This window comes from Methylobacterium sp. OAE515 (assembly GCF_041806315.1).
GTDB classification, from domain to species: domain Bacteria; phylum Pseudomonadota; class Alphaproteobacteria; order Rhizobiales; family Beijerinckiaceae; genus Methylobacterium; species Methylobacterium tardum.
This window is the reverse complement of the sequence record NZ_JBGMUV010000001.1, coordinates 877,395-894,724: the sequence shown is the minus strand read 5'-3', so window position 1 is coordinate 894,724 and position 17,330 is coordinate 877,395. Positions and strand designations below refer to the sequence as shown.

Sequence of the window (17,330 nt, the reverse complement as noted above, 5' to 3'; positions counted from 1 at the left end):
GCGGCGGGCGCCCGCTCAAGCGGCCGCGCGGATCCGATCCTCCGTGTCCGCCTCACGCGCTGCCGGCAGCGCGGCGGCGGGCGCGGCGGGATCCGGGCGCCAGGTCTCTCCGAGCGCCAGGAGCGCCGCCGTCACGTCGTCGAGCCGCGACGGCTCGCCCTCGGCCATACCCTCGGCGGCGGCGACCTCCTTCAGGTACTCGTCCCAGGCCCAGCGCCGCAGGATCTCCCGCTTGCACGGGCGCAGCAGCCGGGGATGGTCGCGCACGGCGGCCGGCGTGTCGAACACCGCCGCCGGGTTGACCAGGGCCCGCTCCAGATCGGGCAGGCTGGCCGAGTTCGGCGCATTGGCGCGCCGGTCCCGCGTCGTCGCGCGGCCCTGAGGGCGCGCCGGTGCCGGGCGCCGGTTCGCGCGCCAGACCCGCAGGGTCTTCGCCCGCGCCGTCTCCGCCGGCTCGGGCCCGGCGCTGTAGGCGAGGCCCTGGCGCTCGGCATAGGCCACAGCCTGGGCCCGCGTCGGGAAGGCCAGCACCACCTCCGTGGCGAGCGTGTCGGTCCCGCCGGTCCAGCCCATCAGCGGCTCGATCTCCGGGGGCGTCTGCCGCTCGAAGGTGAGTTCCCAGGTGTCGGCCCGGGCGCGGCCCAAGGTCTCGACGGAGGGCCCGCGGCGGCGGATCAGCGCCCGCCGGCCGGCGAGCCACGGCGCGTCCAATGCGGCGGGCGGGTTGTTGTGTCCGAGTCCGATGGTCTGATCCTGCATGGTTGCCTCCCTGTCTCGGCGCGCTCAGCCGCCGAAGAGGCCGAGGCGCGCCGCCGATTGCACGCCGAAGCTGGCCGCGAACGAGAGCAGCGCGGCGTCCCAGGCGGTCAGGTGCGGAGCGTCGGCCGGCGGCCCCGCCTGCGTGATCGCCAGACCGAGCCAGACGAAGCCCGACAGGCTCAGCAGGCCGGCCAGAACCCAGGGCAGGGCCGGCGCCGGGCAGGGCGCGGCCAGGGCGAGGCACAGCGCGGCCGACGCGATCCAGCTGCCCAGCACGGCTCCGTCGGTGGTCCGCGCCGGCCATCCGCGCCGGCTGCGCCGGAGCCGGGACCGGAGCCCGCGGCCGCCTTTCAGGTCGAAGGTCGTCATGGCAGCCCCCGGTTCAGTTCAGCGCGCGCGCCCGTCCCCCCGGGCCGCGCTGCCAGCGGCGCGAGAGGCCCCCCGAGCGCAGCGATTGGGGCGCCGCCGGGGGTGCGGCCGGTGCCGCGCCGTCGTCGAGCGCCTGGAGCGCGGCCAGGATCGTGTCGAGCGGCACGGGCTCGGCCCGGCAGCCCGGCAGGCAGCGCAGGCCCGGGCACGACTCGACGGCCCGCGCGTCCGAGGCCCAGGAGGCCAGGATCGCCCGTTTCTCGGCCCGCGACAGGCCCGGATAGCCCAGCACCTCGCGCGGATGCCGGAAGACGTCCCCCGGCGCCACGAAGGCCTCGAACGGCTCGATCGCCGGCGGCCTGAGGCTGGCCGCCGCCACCGGACCGAGGCGCTCGATGTCGGGCTGGAGCAACGATGTTTCGATCGGCTGCATGCAATCCTCCACGTGAGCAAAGGCGTGAGCAAAGGCTGGGCGGCCGGCACGCCCGCTCGGGTCGCGCCGGCCGCCGCGTCATGCGTCCCGCCCGCGGCCGCCGGGGCGGCCGCGTTCGGTCCCGGCTCAGTGCTTGGCGGCCGGGGTCGCGCTGCCGTTGATCGCGATCCGGCGTCGGCGCTCCGGTGCCTCGGCGGCGCGCGGCAGCGTCACGGTGAGGACGCCGTTGCGGAACGTTGCCTCGGCCTTGTCCTCCGCCACCGGGATGGGGAGGGCGATCGCGCGCTCGAAGCGGCCGTAGCTGCGCTCCGTGTAGCCGCGCGCCGCGTCGGTGGTCTCTGCGCGCTTCTCACCCTTGAGGGTGAGGACGCCGTCGGCGATCAGGAGCTCGACGTCCGCCTCGTCGAGCCCGGGAAGCTCGGCGGAGACCCGAAGCGCGCCGTTCTCCTCCACCAGCTCGACCTTCGGCCAGCCGAGCGTGCGGTCCGCCAATCCCGGTAGGCTGCCGAACCCGCTGAACACATCGTCGAACAGCCGATTCATCTCGCGGTGCAGCGTCAGGAAGGGGCTGGCCGCCTCGTTCGACAGGGAGGCCGGCGCGGGGGCCGGGGTGGTGCGGTTCCAGGGGATCAGATCTCTCACGCTCATGGTCCTATCTCCATCGAAAGCGATGCCGTCGTGGGAACAGGCCCGCGGGTCCGCGGACCCGTGAGGGATGTCGATCGGTGGGTGCGGCGGCGCCCGGGCGGGCCCGGGACGCCGGCCGTGCGGCTCCCGCCGCGGATCAGGCCGCCTTGGCCTCGCGGGCGATCTGCGCCGGGGCATTGTCCTGGCCGGACACGCCCGTCGTGCCGCCGATGGCGATGCGGCGGGGCTTCAGGGCCTCCGGCACCTCGCGCTTCAGCGCGACGGTGAGCAGGCCGTTCTCCAGGGAAGCCCCCACGACCTTCACGTGCTCGGCCAGGTTGAAGGTCTGGCGGAAGCTGCGCGCCGCGATCCCGCGGTGGAGGTAGTGCGTCTCGGCCTCCGGGGCGGCCTTCTGGCCCGAGACCAGGAGCGTGGTGTCCTGCTGGGTCAGCTCGATCTCGTCGGCCGTGAAGCCCGCGACCGCCATGGTGATGCGGTACTGGTCCTCGGCGACCTTCTCGATGTTGTAGGGCGGCCAAGCGGTCGATGCCTCGACCCGCTCGGCCTGATTGAGCAGCTCGAACAGACGGTCGAACCCGACGGACGACCGGAACAGGGGCGAAACGTCGTAAGTCCTCATAACCACATCCTCCAACGAGCAACGTGACTACAAGCGACGCCGGACACCGAGCCCGGCGCCCTCGCTGCGAGCCCGTTTCCAGGCCTCGCACGCGCGTAACGTGCGGATAGCGGTCGGGTTCCGAGCCGAAGCAATTTTTTTAGCCGCTCTGCCGAGAGGGGGGCGACGGGGCACTCCAACCCGAACACCGCATCCCGAGGTGCCGCGGAGCGGCCTCGAAGGAGGGATCCAGGGATCGCACGGCCGGTTGAAGGCCTCCTTCGAGGCCTCCGCTACGCTCCGGCACCTCAGGAGGAGGCTCCGTCTGGGACGGCCGGGAAAGCTGAGCGAGCGGCTCCAGCGCCCGCAATGATCAGCCGACGGCCTCCTCCACCAGGATCTCGCGCTTGCCGGCATGGTTGGCCGGGCCGACGATGCCCTCAATCTCCATCCGCTCCATGATCGAGGCGGCGCGGTTGTAGCCGATCTGCAGCCGGCGCTGGATGTAGCTGGTCGAGGCCTTCTGGTCGCGCAGCACCACCTGCACGGCCTGATCGTAGAGGTCGCCGCCGGCCTCGCCGAAGGAGCCCTGGTCGAATACCGCGCCGTCGAGTTCGAGTTCGGCCGCGCCGGCCTTCCCCTTGCCGCCCTTCTCAGGCGCGCCCTCGTCCTCATCCGCCGTGACGGCGTCGAGGTAGCTGGGCCGGCCCTGGCGCTTGAGGTGGGCGACCACACTCTCGACCTCGCTGTCCGAGCAGAACGGCCCGTGCACGCGGGTCGTGCGCCCGCCGCCGGCCATGAACAGCATGTCGCCCTGGCCCAGAAGCTGCTCGGCGCCCATCTCGCCCAGGATCGTGCGGCTATCGATCTTGCTGGTCACCTGGAAGCTGATCCGGGTCGGGAAGTTCGCCTTGATCGTGCCGGTGATCACGTCCACCGACGGGCGCTGGGTGGCCATGATCAGGTGGATGCCGGCCGCGCGCGCCATCTGCGCCAGCCGCTGGATCGCGCCCTCGATGTCCTTGCCGGCCACCATCATCAGGTCGGCCATCTCGTCGACCACGATCACGATGTACGGCAGCGGCGCCAGGTCCATCGCCTCGTCCTCGTAGACCGCCTCGCCGGTGTGGCGGTCGAAGCCGGTCTGCACGGTCCGGGTCAGGACCTCGCCGCGCGCCGCCGCCTCGGCGACCCGGGCGTTGTAGCCGTCGATGTTGCGGACCGCGATCTTGGACATCTTCTTGTAGCGCTCCTCCATCTCGCGCACGGCCCATTTAAGGGCGATCACCGCCTTCTTGGGGTCGGTGACCACAGGAGAGAGCAGGTGCGGGATGCCGTCGTAGACCGACAGCTCCAGCATCTTGGGATCGACCATGATCAGGCGGCACTCTTCCGGCTTGAGCCGGTAGAGCAGGCTGAGGATCATCGTGTTGATCGCCACCGACTTGCCCGAGCCGGTGGTGCCGGCGACCAAGAGGTGCGGCATGCGCGCGAGGTCGGCGATGATCGGCTCGCCGCCGATGTTCTTGCCCAGACACAGAGCCAGCTTGTGCTTGCTCTCGGCGAAATCGGCCGACGAAAGCAGCTCGCGCAGGTACACCGTCTCGCGCTTGGCGTTCGGCAATTCGATGCCGATGGCGTTGCGGCCGGGGACGACCGCGACGCGGGCCGAGACCGCCGACATGGAGCGGGCGATATCGTCGGCCAGCGCGATCACGCGGCTGGACTTGGTGCCGGGGGCGGGCTCGAGCTCGTAGAGGGTGACGACCGGACCGGGCCGCACCGCCAGGATGTCGCCGCGCACGCCGAAATCGCCGAGCGTCGCCTCGAGCAGCGTCGCGTTCTGCTCCAGGGCGTCCGCCGAGATCTGGCTCGCCGGCGACGGGCCGCGCGGCGCAGCCAGCAGATCGAGGGCCGGTAGGGCGTAATCCTCGGGACGGGTCGGCGGTGCCGGCGCGCGGCGGGCCGGCACGGGCGCGGCGGGCGGCGGGGCGACGCGGGACGCGGCCGGCTCGGTCCGCGACGGGGCCGGGCGCTGCGGGGCCTCGAACGCCTCCGCCTCGTCCTCGTCGTCGTGCAGCGGCACGGCCCGGCGAGCGGTCGCCGCCGGGACTGGCGACCCGTCCTGTGGGTCGAACACGGGCTCGCGCCGGGCCGCGCCCGGCCGGGCGCCCTCCGGCAGGTGGTCGGCCCAGGGCAGGTCCGCATCCGTGAAGGCCCGCCGGGCCGCGAGGGCCGGCGAGGCGCCGTCGAAAGGTTCGGCCCGGTCCGCGCGCCAGGTCGCGATCCGCTCGGAGGCGGCGTGGCGGAGGCCCATCAGCCCCTGCGCCAGGGCGCCGACCCCGACGAGGCCGAGGCTCGGCTCGTCGGCATCCTCGCGCTCGTCGCGGCTCGAGTCGCGGCCCCGCACCGGCGCGCGCCGGACGGGATAGGGCTCGTCGTGGAGCGAGTCCTCCTCCACGGCTCCGAAACGGCAGGCGCCGGTCAGGCTGAGGATCGCCACCGCGGCGTAGCCGAAGCCGACGAGATGCGCGGCCGCCGACGAGACCGCCCCGACGATCACCCGGGCCATCGACAGCAGGCCGTCGCCGGCCACGCCGCCGAGGCCGGTGGGCAGCGGCCAGCGCGTCGTCGGCGGTAGCGCGCTCGCCACCGCGCTCGCCGCGCAGAAGCCGATGATCCAGAGCGCGATGCGCAGGCCGCCGTCAGGGAGGTTGCGCTCGCGCATCAGCCGCACGCCCCAGAGGACCGGCGGCAGGACGAAGGCGAGGGCGCCGAGACCGAGGATCTGCATGGCGAGATCCGCCACGACGGCGCCCGGCTGGCCGAGGACGTTGTGGGCCGCATGGTCGGTGGCGTGGTTCAGGCTCGGATCGTCGATCGACCACGTGGCCAGAGCCACGGTCAGGGCGACCGCGCCGGTGAACAGCACGAGGCCGCCGAGTTCCGTCAGGCGCTTGCCCAGGAACGGGCGAACGCTATCGACGAAAGTGTCGTAGGGCGATGCGGGACGGCGAAGCGAGCGCATGCGGGACCGGACGCAAAACGGGGACGTACTCCAGAGGCTAGGCACGGGGGCCTTAACGAGCCGCTAAGGTTGAGGAAGGCTGACCGGCCCTCGTACGGGCGTCCTCAATCCGATGTCGGCTCCGGTGCCGGCCCCGGCGCCGGATCATCCGGGAGGGTGCAAAACCCGTCCCGCTGTGGCACAGGACCGGCCATGAACATCGACGGCCAGCCCTACCGCACGATCTTCCCGGACCCGGACGGCGTCAGCGTCCAGGTCATCGACCAGACGCGCCTGCCCTTCGCGTTCGAGCTGAAGCGGCTGGCCACGCTGGACGACGCCGCGGTGGCGATCCGCACCATGATCGTGCGCGGCGCGCCGCTGATCGGCGTCACCGCCGCCTACGGGCTGGCCCTCGCCATGCGGGCGGATGCCTCCCTCGACGGGATCGACCGGGCGGTGGCGACGCTGGCCGCCACCCGTCCGACCGCGATCAACCTGCGCTGGGCGCTCGACCGGCTCTCGGCCAACCTGCGGCAGGTCCAGCCGGGCGAGCGCTTCGCCCGCGCCTTCGCGGAGGCCGGCCGCATCGCCGAGGAGGACGTGGCGAGCTGCCGATCGATCGGCGCCCATGGCAGCCGGATCATCGCCGACCTGCACAGGGCCAAGGGCGGGGCCAAGGGCGGCGACAAGCCGATCACGGTGCTGACCCATTGCAATGCCGGCTGGCTCGCCACGGTGGATTGGGGAACGGCGCTCGCGCCGATCTACGCCGCCCACGAGCAGGGCGTGCCGGTCCACGTGCTGGTCGACGAGACCCGGCCGCGCAGCCAGGGCGCGGCGCTGACCGCCTTCGAGCTCAACGGCCACGGCGTGCCCCACACGGTGATCGCCGACAATGCCGGCGGCCACCTGATGCAGCACGGTCAGGTCGATCTCTGCATCGTCGGCTCGGACCGGACCACGGCCTCGGGCGACGTCTGCAACAAGATCGGCACCTACCTGAAGGCGCTCGCCGCCCACGATACCGGCGTGCCGTTCTACGCGGCGCTGCCGTTCTCGACCATCGATTGGACGCTCGACGACGGCGTCAGGGAGATCCCGATCGAGGAGCGCGACGGGCGCGAGGTCACCCACATGACCGGGCGGCTCGCCGATGGCGGTTTCGCCACGATCGAGGTGGTCTCGCCCGGCAGCCCGGTGGCCAACCCGGCCTTCGACGTGACGCCGGCCCGGCTGATGACCGGGATCATCACCGAGCGCGGCGTCTGCGACGCGAGCCGCGAGGGCCTGTACGGGCTCTATCCGGAGCGCCGCAACGCGGCGTGAGAGCCCGGTTCGGAGCTGTTCCGGCCGCGTTATCCCGAGCGACACCGGGGCGGTGCCGAGTCCTGTGCCGGCCTCCGACCCGCGCCCGCATCCTTGAAAGTCATCCGGGGTCCGATCTGGTAGGATCAGGTCTGCGGCGACGGGCGGGACGCCGGCCCATCCTGGGGCTTTGAAGCCCGCACCTCAACTCGGATGCCTGTCCATCCATTCCACAACCCCGGACAGTTGCTCGGGCCGCAAGAGCCCGGTTGCGCAGGGTGGGGCGGACCGGCGCTCGCCGCGCGCCAGCACCTCAGGATGAGGATAGAGGGTGGGTCGGCGTAGATCCCGGATGGGATCGGCCGACCGACGCCTCACACCACCAAGTTCACGATCCGCCCCGGCACCACGATCACCTTCCGGGGCGCCCTCCCCTCCAGGATCGTCTGGACCGCTGCCAGCGCCAGGGTCGCGGCCTCCACGGCCTGGGCGTTGGCGTCGCGCGGCACGGTGACGTCCGCGCGCTTCTTGCCGTTGATCTGCACCGGCAGGGTAATCTCGTCCTCGACGAGGAGCCCCGCCTCGGTCTCGGGCCAGGGCGCCTGGGCCACGAGGCCGCCGCCACCGAGGACGGACCAGCATTCCTCGGCGAGGTGGGGCATCATTGGGGCGATGAGCTGCACCAGGATCCCGGCCGCCTCCTTGGCGACGGCTGGCGAGGCCGGGCCGCGCAGGCCGTCCTCCAGGGCGTTGGCCAGGGTGTAGATGTGGGCGACGCAGCGGTTGAAGCGCAGGCGCTCGATATCGTCCTGCACGGAAGCCAAAGCCCGGTGGGCGGCCTTGCGCAGCAGCAGATCCGCGGCGCCGTCGCCTTTCGCCTGCCCGGCCGCGTTCACCAGCCGCCAGACCTTCTGGACAAACCGGGCCGCGCCCTGCACGCCCTCCTCGGTCCAGATCACGTCGCGCTCGGGCGGCGAGTCGGACAGCATGAACCAGCGCGCCGTGTCGGCCCCGTAGCTCGCGATGATGTCGTCGGGATCGACCACGTTCTTCTTCGACTTCGACATCTTCTCGATCGGGCCGATCGCGATCGGCGCTTGAGTTTTCACGTGAAACGCGCGGCGCTCGCCCTCCTCGGTGGCGAAGCGGATCTCGGCCGGGGGCACCCAGGCACCGGCCGCGTCCTTGTAGGTCTCGTGGACCACCATGCCCTGCGTGAACAGGCCGGCGAACGGCTCTGCGACGCCGGCCCAGCCGGTCTCGCGCATCGCCCGCATGAAGAAACGGGCGTAGAGCAGGTGCAGGATCGCGTGCTCGATGCCGCCGATATACTGGTCCACCGCCAGCCAGCGATCGACTACCGCGCGGTCGGTGGGCGCGTCCGCCAGCCAGGGCGCGGTGAAGCGGGCGTAGTACCAGGACGAATCGACGAACGTGTCCATCGTGTCGGTCTCGCGCCGGGCCGCCGCGCCGCAATGCGGGCAGGGCACGTTGCGCCACGCGGCGTCCCGCTCAAGCGGGTTGCCGGGCTGGTCGAAGGACACCTCCTCCGGCAGCTTCACAGGCAGGTCGGCCACCGGCACCGGGACTGGGCCGCAGCTGTCGCAGTGGATGATCGGGATCGGGCAGCCCCAGTAGCGCTGCCGGGAGACGCCCCAGTCGCGAAGGCGGAACTGGACCTTGCGCTTGGCGACCCCCTCCCCTTCCAGTCGCCGGGCCACAGCCTCGAAGGCCTCGTCCGTGCTCATCCCGTCGAGGAAGCGCGAGTTGATCATCCGCCCGTCCTCGACATAGGCGGTGTCGGTAATCACGAAACTCGCCGGGTCCTGGCCCTCGGGGCAGACCACGGGCGTGTTGCCGAGCCCGTACTTGTTCGAGAAGTCGAGGTCGCGCTGGTCGTGCGCCGGGCAGCCGAACACCGCACCGGTGCCGTATTCCATCAGCACGAAGTTCGCCACGTAGACCGGCAGCTCCCAGGACGGGTCCAGGGGATGGCGGACCGTGAGGCCGGTGTCGAAGCCGTGCTTCTCGGCGGTGTCGATCGCGGCCTGGGCGGTGCCGGTGCGGCGGCACTCCTCGATGAAGGTCTGCAGCTCCGGCCGTCCCTCGGCCAGAGCGGCGGCCAGGGGGTGGTCGGCCGCGATCGCCAGGAACTTGGCGCCGAACAGCGTGTCGGGCCGGGTCGTGTAGACGGTCACCGTGTCGGCGGCACCGGCCACCGGCTGGGCGAGGCTGAACTGAACCTCCAGGCCTTCCGAGCGGCCGATCCAGTTCTTCTGCATCAGCCGGACCTTCTCCGGCCAGCGATCCAGCCCGTCGAGGGCGGTCAGCAGGTCCTCGGCGAAGTCGGTGATCTTGAAGAACCACTGGGTCAGCTCGCGCTGCTCCACCAGGGCGCCGGAGCGCCAGCCGCGCCCGTCGATCACCTGCTCGTTGGCCAGCACCGTGTGGTCGACCGGGTCCCAGTTCACCTTGGCGGTGCGGCGGGTGACAAGGCCCTTGCCCAGGAAGTCGAGGAACATGCGCTGCTGGTGCTTGTAGTAGTCGGGATCGCAGGTCGCGATCTCCCGGCTCCAATCGAGCGACAGGCCCATGGCCTTCAGCTGGTCGCGCATCGAGGCGATGTTGGCGTAGGTCCAATCCCGCGGGTTGACCTTGCGCTCCATGGCGGCGTTCTCGGCCGGCAACCCGAAGGCGTCCCAGCCCATTGGGTGCAGGACGTTGAAGCCGCGGGCGCGCTTGTAGCGGGCGACCACGTCGCCCATCGCGTAGTTGCGGACATGGCCCATGTGGATGCGCCCCGACGGGTAGGGGAACATCTCCAGCACGTAGTATTTCGGGCGGGGGTCGGAATTGTCGGTCTCGAACAGGCGCTTCTCGGCCCAGGCCTCCTGCCAGCGCGGCTCGGCATCCTTGGCGTTGTAGCGCTCGACGGGCTGGGGGGCGGTGCTGGTGGTCATGGATCCGGCTGGGTCAGGGGCTCGTCGGTCATTCCGAAGGATGACCACGGCACGGTTGCGCCGCGATAGCATATCTGCGCCGCAGCCGGTCAACGCGGCGCGCGATTCGGGCTTGCGCGGGGCGCGCGAACGCATAGGTCGGCATGACAGGACACAGACCACACCGAGAGCCTGCGCCGGGGTGCTCCCGATCTCGTCCCTCATCCTGAGGTGCCCGCGTGAGCGGGCCTCGAAGGAGGATTCCAGGGATCGCCGCGCCATCTGGAGGTCTCCTCCGAGGCCTCCGTTGCGCTCCGGCACCTCAGGATGAGGGTTTGGGGTTGGAGAAGCGCCTCCCGGAGGGGTCCGTTCTCGGGTCGTGTACAGTTGGGCGCAGGATCGGCGTCCGGCAGCGATAGGACAGGCAGGCATGGACGACGCGATCACCGACACGAACGCTCCGGCGACGGACGGGATGGGGCACCGGACGGAGAAGCCCCCGGTCGGGCAGGCCGACGTCGCCGCCGGGCTTGCCGAGGTGCGGGCGGCGATCGCCCGGGCCGCCGAGGATTCGGAGCGCGATCCGGCCGAGGTCCAGCTGGTGGCCATCTCCAAAACCGTGCCGGCCGACGGCATCCTGCCCGCCCTCAAGGCCGGGCAGCGGGTGTTCGGCGAGAACTACGTCCAGGAATCCACGGCGAAATGGCCGGACCTGCGCGCCCGCTTCCCGGATGTGGAGCTGCACCTCGTCGGGCCGCTACAGTCGAACAAGGCCCGGGAGGCGGTGGCGCTGTTCGACGTGATCCACTCCCTCGACCGGCTGTCGCTCGCGGCGGCGCTCGCCAAGGAGATCGACCGGTCCGGCCGGACCCCGAAGCTGCTGATCCAGGTCAATACCGGCGCCGAGCCTCAGAAGGGCGGCGTCCTGCCGGACCAGCTCGACACCCTGCTGTCCGAATGCCGCGAGACCCACGGGCTCGCGATCCAGGGGCTGATGTGCATCCCCCCCGCGGAGGATCCGCCCTCGGCCCATTTCGCCCAGCTGGCCCGGCTGGCGAAGGCGCACAACCTGCCGATCCTGTCCATGGGCATGAGCGCCGACTTCCCGGCGGCGATCCAGCTCGGCGCCACCCATGTCCGGGTCGGGACCGCGATCTTCGGGGCGCGGCTACCGAAAGGGTAGCGGCACCCGACGGGTTCCAAGGGCCGAACCGAAACGGCCCGGTCGATGTCACAGTCGGTCAGGACACGTTACGGAGCGGCGTTCGCTTCAGCCGGCGCCACGGCCAGGATGACCAGGGCCATCAGGATTCCGAGCGGGAGGACGACACAGCCGAAGGCGAGATGCGCGATCCCGAAGGCTCCGCACAGCGCGCCTGCGGCAAAGGCCGCGATGGCCGGCAGCACGCGCAGAAACCGCCGGCGGGTCTGATCGCGATCCTCGGCCCGCCGCAGGACCAAGTCCGTCGCGTCGATGACGGCTTGGCTCACGCTCACCGTCATCACCGTCGTGGGCGCGAGATGGCCGAGGGAGAGGCGGCCGATGGCGTTCTGCAGGCCCATGGCGGCGACCGCCAACATGCCGACGGCGATGGCCGGGGCGCCGTCCGCCGCCCCCAGCGGCGCCGCCAGCGTGCCGCACAGGCCGAAGCCCGCGAGCAGGCCCAGTTCGACGGCGAGCAGCCAGGGCAACGGCGCGCGTCCCTGCCGCTCCAGCAGCAGCGCCAGAACCCGCGCGCCCGCCACTGCCCCGACGAAGACGGGCAGCGCCAGGAGCTTGGCCAGCACGCCGCTTGAGCTTGCGACCAGCTCGGCGCCGATCAGGACGAAGTTTCCGGTGACGTGGGCCGTGAACAGGCCGGTCAGCGCGATGAAGGCCGCGGCGTCGACGAAGCCGGCGACGAAGGCGAGGGCAGCCCCGGTGGCCGCGCCGCAACCCGTGTTCTGCAAGCGCACGCGACGCACCCCGACGTCAGTCGGCGCCCGCAGGTTCGGTCGCGGCGACCGGCATCTGCGGATTGGCGTAGTAATCCGGCCAGCGCGCGCAGAGATACAGGGCCGCACCCATCACGATGATGACCGCCAGGAGGAAGGCGAGTGCCTCGGTGACCTGCTGCGCCCACTTCCCGAGCGTCGGGATCGCGACCAAGCCGCCGACGAAAAGCGTTGTCATGAGCACGGGTGCGGACATGGACGAGGCTCGGCGGCTGGGCTCTGCAACGGGCTCGGCCCGGACCTTAAGCCGGCCCGCGCCGCAGCGTGACCGATATCGGTTATCATGAATCATGATGGGCCCTCCGAACATCGCACTGCTCCGCTCCTTCCTGGCCGTCGTCGAGAGCAGCAGCTTCACGGGCGCGGCGCAGTCGCTGGGGCTGCGGCAATCCACGGTCAGCGGGCATATCGCGCGGCTGGAACAGGCTCTCGGCCGCTCCCTGCTGATGCGGGATACCCATCGGGTCGCCCCGACGCCGGATGGCCAGGCCCTGATCGGCTTCGCGCACGACGTCGTGCAGGCGCAGGACCGGCTGTGCGCTTTCTTCTCGCCGAGCGGCCTGCGCGGCCGCATCCGGCTTGGTGTCTCGGAGGACTACACCCTCGCAACCCTGGGCCGTGTCCTCGCACGCTTCGCCGATCGTCACGATGCTGTGGATCTGCAGATCACGGTCGGGCTGAGCCGGGCGCTCTATCAAAGCTACGATGCCGGCGACTTGGACGTGATCTTCTGCAAGCGCCGGCGCGGCGATCCGCGCGGCACGATGGCCTGGACGGAGGAGCTGATCTGGACGGGACGGCCCGGCTTCGTTCCGGATCCGGGGCAGCCCTTGCCCTTGGTGCTCTATCCCCCACCCTCGATGACCCGCACGCTGGCGCTCGATGCCCTTGAGGCGGCGGGTCGATCCTGGCGGATTGCCTGCACCAGCGGCAGCCTGATGGGGCTGCGCGCCGCCGTCGAGGCCGGCCTGGGCATCGCGCCACACTCGGCCAAGGTCCTGCCGCCAGGGCTGGCCGCGATCCCCGACTCGGCGGGCCTGCCCGCACTCGGAGAGGTCGAATTCGTCGTGCTCGGCCCGGGCCGCCACCACCATCTGGCCACGGCGCTGCAGGAGGCGATCCTGGCGAGCACGGTCGAGCTTCAGGGTGCTGGTCCGTCCTGAACGGCGCGCAGGCCCCGAGCCATCTGCGCGGTCAGGTTATCGCGCTCAGCGTCGCGCTGCCGCCGAGCCGGGCTCAGCCGATCCGCAGATGCGTCCGCGGCCCGAGGCGCCGGAGCAGCCGCAGCAGGTCGGCCCGGGCCAGGGCGACGCAGCCCTCCGTAGGGCGGTAGCCGTCGCGGGCGATGTGCAGGAAGATCGCCGAGCCCCGCCCCTTCCGGATCGGGGCGCGGTTGTAGTCGAGGTCGATCACCACGTCGTAGAGCCCGTCGCCCCGCCACATCGATTCGGCGCTGACCCCCGGCGCCGGCAGGCGGATCGGCCGGTTGTAGCGGCGGTCCCGCCGGTCGTCGCACCAGCCGTCCTCGGGCCGGGTCGCCCGGAGCGGCAGCGCCGTGCGCGGGCGGACCCCGAGATGATCGGGCCGGTAGGCGCCGCCCCGCAGGCGGAAGCGGCCCCGCGGCGAGCCGCCGTCGCCCTCGCGCTTGGCGATGACGATTCCCCCGGCCCCGAGGGCGCAGGGAATCACCGTCGGACCAACCAGGAGCTGGCCCCGCCGCCGGTCCCCGACCGTCGCCCGCACGCGGATCTCGCCCAGGCTCAGGCGGACCGAGCCGGGCTCCTCATTTCGTCCTCGACGCACGGCTACCCCCTCTCAGCCTGGTCCACCGAAGCGGAACGGCGGGTCTCAGGTCCGGGATTCGCAGTTTGAATCCGGTGAACAATTGCGCACAAGGCAGTTTCCGGCCACAAACGTTGCCCTATCCTTGGCCGGAAACCGGGCGGCCGATCCGGGATTGGGAGCGAAGCCGCCACGCCTGGCGCGGCCGACGCCCTCGAATCACGGCGCGCGCCGCCCGGCACGGACAATGATGCGGAAACAATACCCTCGGCAAAGTCGCGACGCGCGATCCTGCTGAGACCATCAGTCATCGCACGCTGCGCCCGGAAGGCGGCCCTTCCCTTCCGCAGCCTGCTCTGGGACCCGGACGATGCCGAATGCCTACCGCCTGCTGATCTGCGACGACGACGCGATCCTGCGCGACACCCTCACCGAGCAGCTCGACCTCTGCGAGGATTTCTCGGTGATCACCGAGGCGAACGCCGCGGACGCGATCCGGCGGGTGGCCGCCGAGCGCATCGACCTCGCGGTGATGGATGTCGGCCTGCCCGATCTCGACGGGCGCGAGGCCGTGCGCCGGATGCGGGCGGCCGGATACCGCGGCCCGGTGATCATGCTCACCGCCCAGGATTCGGAGGCGGATCACGTCGAGGGGCTGGAGGCCGGCGCCAACGATTACGTGACCAAGCCGTTCAAGTTCGGCATCCTGCTGGCCCGCATCCGCGCGCACCTGCGCAGCCACGAGGCCTCCGAGGATGCGGTCTTCCAGATCGGTCCCTACACGTTCCGGCCGGGGGCCAAGCTGCTGGTCGGCGAGCGCGGCTCGAAGCTCAAGCTCACCGAGAAGGAGACCGCGATCCTGCGCTTCCTCTACCGGGCGGGCCGGGCGGTGGTGAACCGCGACACGCTGCTGGCCGAGGTCTGGGGCTACAACGCACACGTCACCACCCACACGCTGGAGACGCATATCTACCGGCTGCGCCAGAAGATCGAGCCCAACCCTGCCACCGCCGCGATCCTCGTGACGGAGGGCGGTGGATACAAGTTGCTGCCCTGACGAAATGAAGTTTTCCGTGTAGGCGATCCGAATAGGTTCGCGTGCGCGCAGGGTGGTGAGGCGTTCTTGGGGCTCGACGACGACATCGCGATCCTCGCAGCCGCGCCGCTGTTCGGCTTCCTCGACCGGGATGCCCTGCGCCTGCTGACCTTCGCGGCCGAGCGGCGCGAACTGACGGATGGCGACCTGCTGTTCTCCCGCGGCGACCCGGCCGATGGCGGCTTCGTGGTGATGTCGGGCACGATCCGGCTTGAGCCGCGGGGCGCGGGGGCCGAGCCGGTCCGGGCCGGGCGCGCGGCGCTGATCGGGCAGCTCGCCCTGTTCGTGCGCGGCACGCGCCCGACCGAGGCCCGGGCCGAGGGCACCGCCGAGGTCATGCGGATCACCCCGACCCTGATGCGCCGCGTGCTGGAGGAATTCCCCGGCGCCGCCCAGGCCGTCCACGACACCCTCGCGGACGACCTCGCCGGTCTCGTGGCCGATCTCGATCAGGTGCGCGCGCTGCTCGCGGCGATCGATGGCATCGCTCCGGGTGAGAGCCCGGGTGAGAGCCCAGGTGACAGCCCCGGTGACCGCTTGTAAGCACGGGCTCCCGCCGCAAGAGTTCTGACCCGTCCATGTCCCAGGCCGGCAAGCCCCATTCCGATCTCGCCCAGACCATCGAAGCCGCCTGGGAGGACCGCGCCAACATCTCGACCGCCACCCGGGGCGCGGTGCGCGAGGCGGTCGAGGCGGCCCTGGACCTGCTCGATTCCGGCAAGGCCCGCGTCGCCGAGAAGAGCGGCAACCAGGATTGGGTCGTCAACCAGTGGCTGAAAAAGGCGGTGCTGCTCTCCTTCCGCCTCAACGACATGGCGGCGATCGAGGGCGGCCCCGGCGGCGCGCCCTGGTGGGACAAGGTCGCCTCCAAGTTCGCCGGCTGGGGCGAGGCCGAGTTCCGCGCCGCGGGCCTGCGCGCCGTGCCGGGCTGCTTCGTCCGCCGCGGCTCCTACATCGCGCCGGGCGCCGTGCTGATGCCGAGCTTCGTCAATCTCGGCGCCCATGTCGGCGAGGGCACGATGGTCGACACCTGGGTGACGATCGGCTCCTGCGCGCAGGTCGGCAAGAACTGCCACATCTCGGGCGGCGCCGGCATCGCGGGCGTGCTGGAGCCGCTCCAGGCCAACCCGGTGATCATCGAGGACGATTGCTTCATCGGCGCCCGCGCCGAGGTGGCGGAGGGCGTGATCGTCGGCCAGGGTAGCGTCCTGTCGATGGGCGTCTATATCGGCGCCTCGACCAAGATCGTGGACCGGACCACCGGCGAGGTCATGTACGGCCGCGTGCCGCCCTACTCGGTCGTCGTCTCGGGCACGATGCCCGGCAAGGCGCTGCCGGACGGCTCGCCCGGCCCGGGCCTGTACTGCGCGGTGATCGTGAAGCGCGTCGATGCCGGCACCCGCTCGAAGACCGCGATCAACGAGCTGCTCCGCACCTGATTCTTCTGGGACTCGAGGGCGGCCCGATGGAGACGCAGGCGCTGAGCCTCACGGTGGCGGGCCGGCCGGTGCCGACGCCCTGCGACGTGATCGGCCAGGGGCAGGACGCGCTCCTGCTCCCGGCCCTCTCGACCATCTCGGCGCGGGCCGAGATGCGCGACCTCGCCCGCGCACTGGAGACCGGGTATCGCTGCCGCATCCCCGACTGGCCGGGCTTCGGCGCCCGGCCGCGGGACTGGGTGCCGCTGGCCCCGGAGACGTTCCACGCCTTCCTGGACGCGCTGATCGAAGCCGCGCCCGGCCCCTACGCGCTCGGCGTCGCGGCCGGCCATGCCGCCGGCTACCTCGTGGCGGTGGCGCGGCGCCATCCCGGCACCTTCGCCCGGCTGGTCCTGGTGGCGCCGACCTGGCGGGGGCCGCTGCCCACCGCGATGCCGGGCCGCGCGCACTGGTTCCCGCGCATCCGCCGGGCCGTGGAGGCCCCGATCCTCGGCGAGGCGCTCTACCGGATCAACATCAGCCCGCCGATCATCGGCCGGATGATGCGCGCCCATGTCTACGCCGACGCGGCCCGCGTCACACCGGCCGTGGTCCGCGACAAGCACGCGATCACCCGCCAGCGCAACGGCCGGTTCGGCACCGCGGCCTTCGTCACCGGCGGCCTCGACCCTGTGGCCAGCCGCGCGGCCTTCCTCGACCTGTTCGACGCGGCCCTGCCGCCGATCCTGGTGCTGCGGCCCGAGGGCGCCCCGCGCCGCTCAGGGGCCGAGATGGACGCCCTGATCGCCGGCGGCCGGGTGACGGGCGCGGTGATCCCCGGCGCGCTGAGCCCGCACGAGGAGCATCCGGAGGCCGTGGCGGCCGCGATCCGGGCGGGCTGACGTCCCTCAGCGCAGGGCGCGACGGGCCCCATCTGGACAGGATCGCCCGCCTGTGCAGGGACTGAGCGGGCCGGTT

At 71.8% G+C, this 17,330-nt stretch carries 17 protein-coding genes; 7 read left to right on the top strand and 10 right to left on the bottom strand.

The features are described 5' to 3' along the window. Positions 1–15: 15 nt before the first annotated feature. The 6 genes from ABIE45_RS04235 to ABIE45_RS04210 all read right to left on the bottom strand — a co-directional run bounded on the left by ABIE45_RS04235 (position 16) and on the right by ABIE45_RS04210 (position 5,835). Entirely contained in the window at positions 16–759 is a 744-nt protein-coding gene (locus ABIE45_RS04235) for an NADH dehydrogenase ubiquinone Fe-S protein 4 (protein WP_192710388.1), read from the bottom strand. A 24-nt stretch (positions 760–783) separates the two neighbouring features. Continuing rightward, on the bottom strand, positions 784–1,128 hold the full coding sequence (locus tag ABIE45_RS04230; protein WP_192710389.1) for a hypothetical protein: 345 nt from the start codon (positions 1,126–1,128) through the stop codon (positions 784–786). Between the two features lie 13 nt (positions 1,129–1,141). Next, positions 1,142–1,561, bottom strand: coding sequence for a hypothetical protein (locus ABIE45_RS04225; RefSeq protein WP_192710390.1), 420 nt, complete (start codon positions 1,559–1,561; stop codon positions 1,142–1,144). 126 nt (positions 1,562–1,687) lie between these two features. Then, positions 1,688–2,209, bottom strand: a complete 522-nt coding sequence (locus ABIE45_RS04220) for an Hsp20/alpha crystallin family protein (protein WP_192710391.1) — start codon at positions 2,207–2,209, stop codon at positions 1,688–1,690. A gap of 136 nt (positions 2,210–2,345) precedes the next feature. Beyond that, positions 2,346–2,828, bottom strand: coding sequence for an Hsp20 family protein (locus ABIE45_RS04215; protein WP_192710392.1), 483 nt, complete (start codon positions 2,826–2,828; stop codon positions 2,346–2,348). Between the two features lie 352 nt (positions 2,829–3,180). Next, on the bottom strand, positions 3,181–5,835 hold the full coding sequence (locus ABIE45_RS04210; protein WP_192710393.1) for a DNA translocase FtsK: 2,655 nt from the start codon (positions 5,833–5,835) through the stop codon (positions 3,181–3,183). A gap of 192 nt (positions 5,836–6,027) precedes the next feature. Here ABIE45_RS04210 and mtnA point away from each other — a divergent pair, with 192 nt between their 5' ends. Beyond that, positions 6,028–7,143: an S-methyl-5-thioribose-1-phosphate isomerase gene (gene mtnA, locus ABIE45_RS04205; RefSeq protein ID WP_192710394.1), complete on the top strand. Its 1,116-nt coding sequence runs from the start codon at positions 6,028–6,030 to the stop codon at positions 7,141–7,143. A 353-nt stretch (positions 7,144–7,496) separates the two neighbouring features. On the opposite strand, the gene leuS is transcribed toward mtnA, so the two are convergent. Next, positions 7,497–10,082, bottom strand: a complete 2,586-nt coding sequence (gene leuS / locus ABIE45_RS04200; protein WP_192710395.1) for a leucine--tRNA ligase — start codon at positions 10,080–10,082, stop codon at positions 7,497–7,499. Between the two features lie 454 nt (positions 10,083–10,536). Between leuS and ABIE45_RS04195 the strand changes: the two genes are divergently transcribed. Beyond that, complete coding sequence (locus ABIE45_RS04195; RefSeq protein WP_192710493.1) at positions 10,537–11,244, top strand: YggS family pyridoxal phosphate-dependent enzyme; 708 nt, start codon at positions 10,537–10,539, stop codon at positions 11,242–11,244. Between the two features lie 68 nt (positions 11,245–11,312). Here ABIE45_RS04195 and ABIE45_RS04190 read toward each other — a convergent pair whose 3' ends face one another. Together ABIE45_RS04190 and ABIE45_RS04185 are read right to left on the bottom strand one after the other, a co-directional pair. After that, complete coding sequence (locus ABIE45_RS04190) at positions 11,313–12,017, bottom strand: YoaK family protein (RefSeq protein ID WP_192710396.1); 705 nt, start codon at positions 12,015–12,017, stop codon at positions 11,313–11,315. Positions 12,018–12,033: 16 nt separating this feature from the next. Then, a complete protein-coding gene (locus tag ABIE45_RS04185; protein WP_192710397.1) occupies positions 12,034–12,252 on the bottom strand; it encodes a hypothetical protein in 219 nt (72 codons plus the stop codon). A 94-nt stretch (positions 12,253–12,346) separates the two neighbouring features. Between ABIE45_RS04185 and ABIE45_RS04180 the strand changes: the two genes are divergently transcribed. Further along, on the top strand, positions 12,347–13,219 hold the full coding sequence (locus tag ABIE45_RS04180) for a LysR substrate-binding domain-containing protein (RefSeq protein WP_192710398.1): 873 nt from the start codon (positions 12,347–12,349) through the stop codon (positions 13,217–13,219). Positions 13,220–13,292: 73 nt separating this feature from the next. On the opposite strand, the gene ABIE45_RS04175 is transcribed toward ABIE45_RS04180, so the two are convergent. After that, on the bottom strand, positions 13,293–13,859 hold the full coding sequence (locus tag ABIE45_RS04175; protein WP_192710399.1) for a L,D-transpeptidase family protein: 567 nt from the start codon (positions 13,857–13,859) through the stop codon (positions 13,293–13,295). 349 nt (positions 13,860–14,208) lie between these two features. On the opposite strand from ABIE45_RS04175, the gene ABIE45_RS04170 reads away from it, so the two are divergent. The 4 genes from ABIE45_RS04170 to ABIE45_RS04155 all read left to right on the top strand — a co-directional run bounded on the left by ABIE45_RS04170 (position 14,209) and on the right by ABIE45_RS04155 (position 17,254). Then, entirely contained in the window at positions 14,209–14,895 is a 687-nt protein-coding gene (locus ABIE45_RS04170) for a response regulator transcription factor (protein ID WP_192710400.1), read from the top strand. Positions 14,896–14,961: 66 nt separating this feature from the next. Continuing rightward, on the top strand, positions 14,962–15,477 hold the full coding sequence (locus ABIE45_RS04165) for a Crp/Fnr family transcriptional regulator (protein ID WP_192710401.1): 516 nt from the start codon (positions 14,962–14,964) through the stop codon (positions 15,475–15,477). A gap of 35 nt (positions 15,478–15,512) precedes the next feature. Next, positions 15,513–16,373: a 2,3,4,5-tetrahydropyridine-2,6-dicarboxylate N-succinyltransferase gene (gene dapD / locus ABIE45_RS04160; protein ID WP_192710402.1), complete on the top strand. Its 861-nt coding sequence runs from the start codon at positions 15,513–15,515 to the stop codon at positions 16,371–16,373. A 26-nt stretch (positions 16,374–16,399) separates the two neighbouring features. Further along, positions 16,400–17,254: an alpha/beta fold hydrolase gene (locus tag ABIE45_RS04155; RefSeq protein WP_192710403.1), complete on the top strand. Its 855-nt coding sequence runs from the start codon at positions 16,400–16,402 to the stop codon at positions 17,252–17,254. Positions 17,255–17,330: the final 76 nt, after the last annotated feature.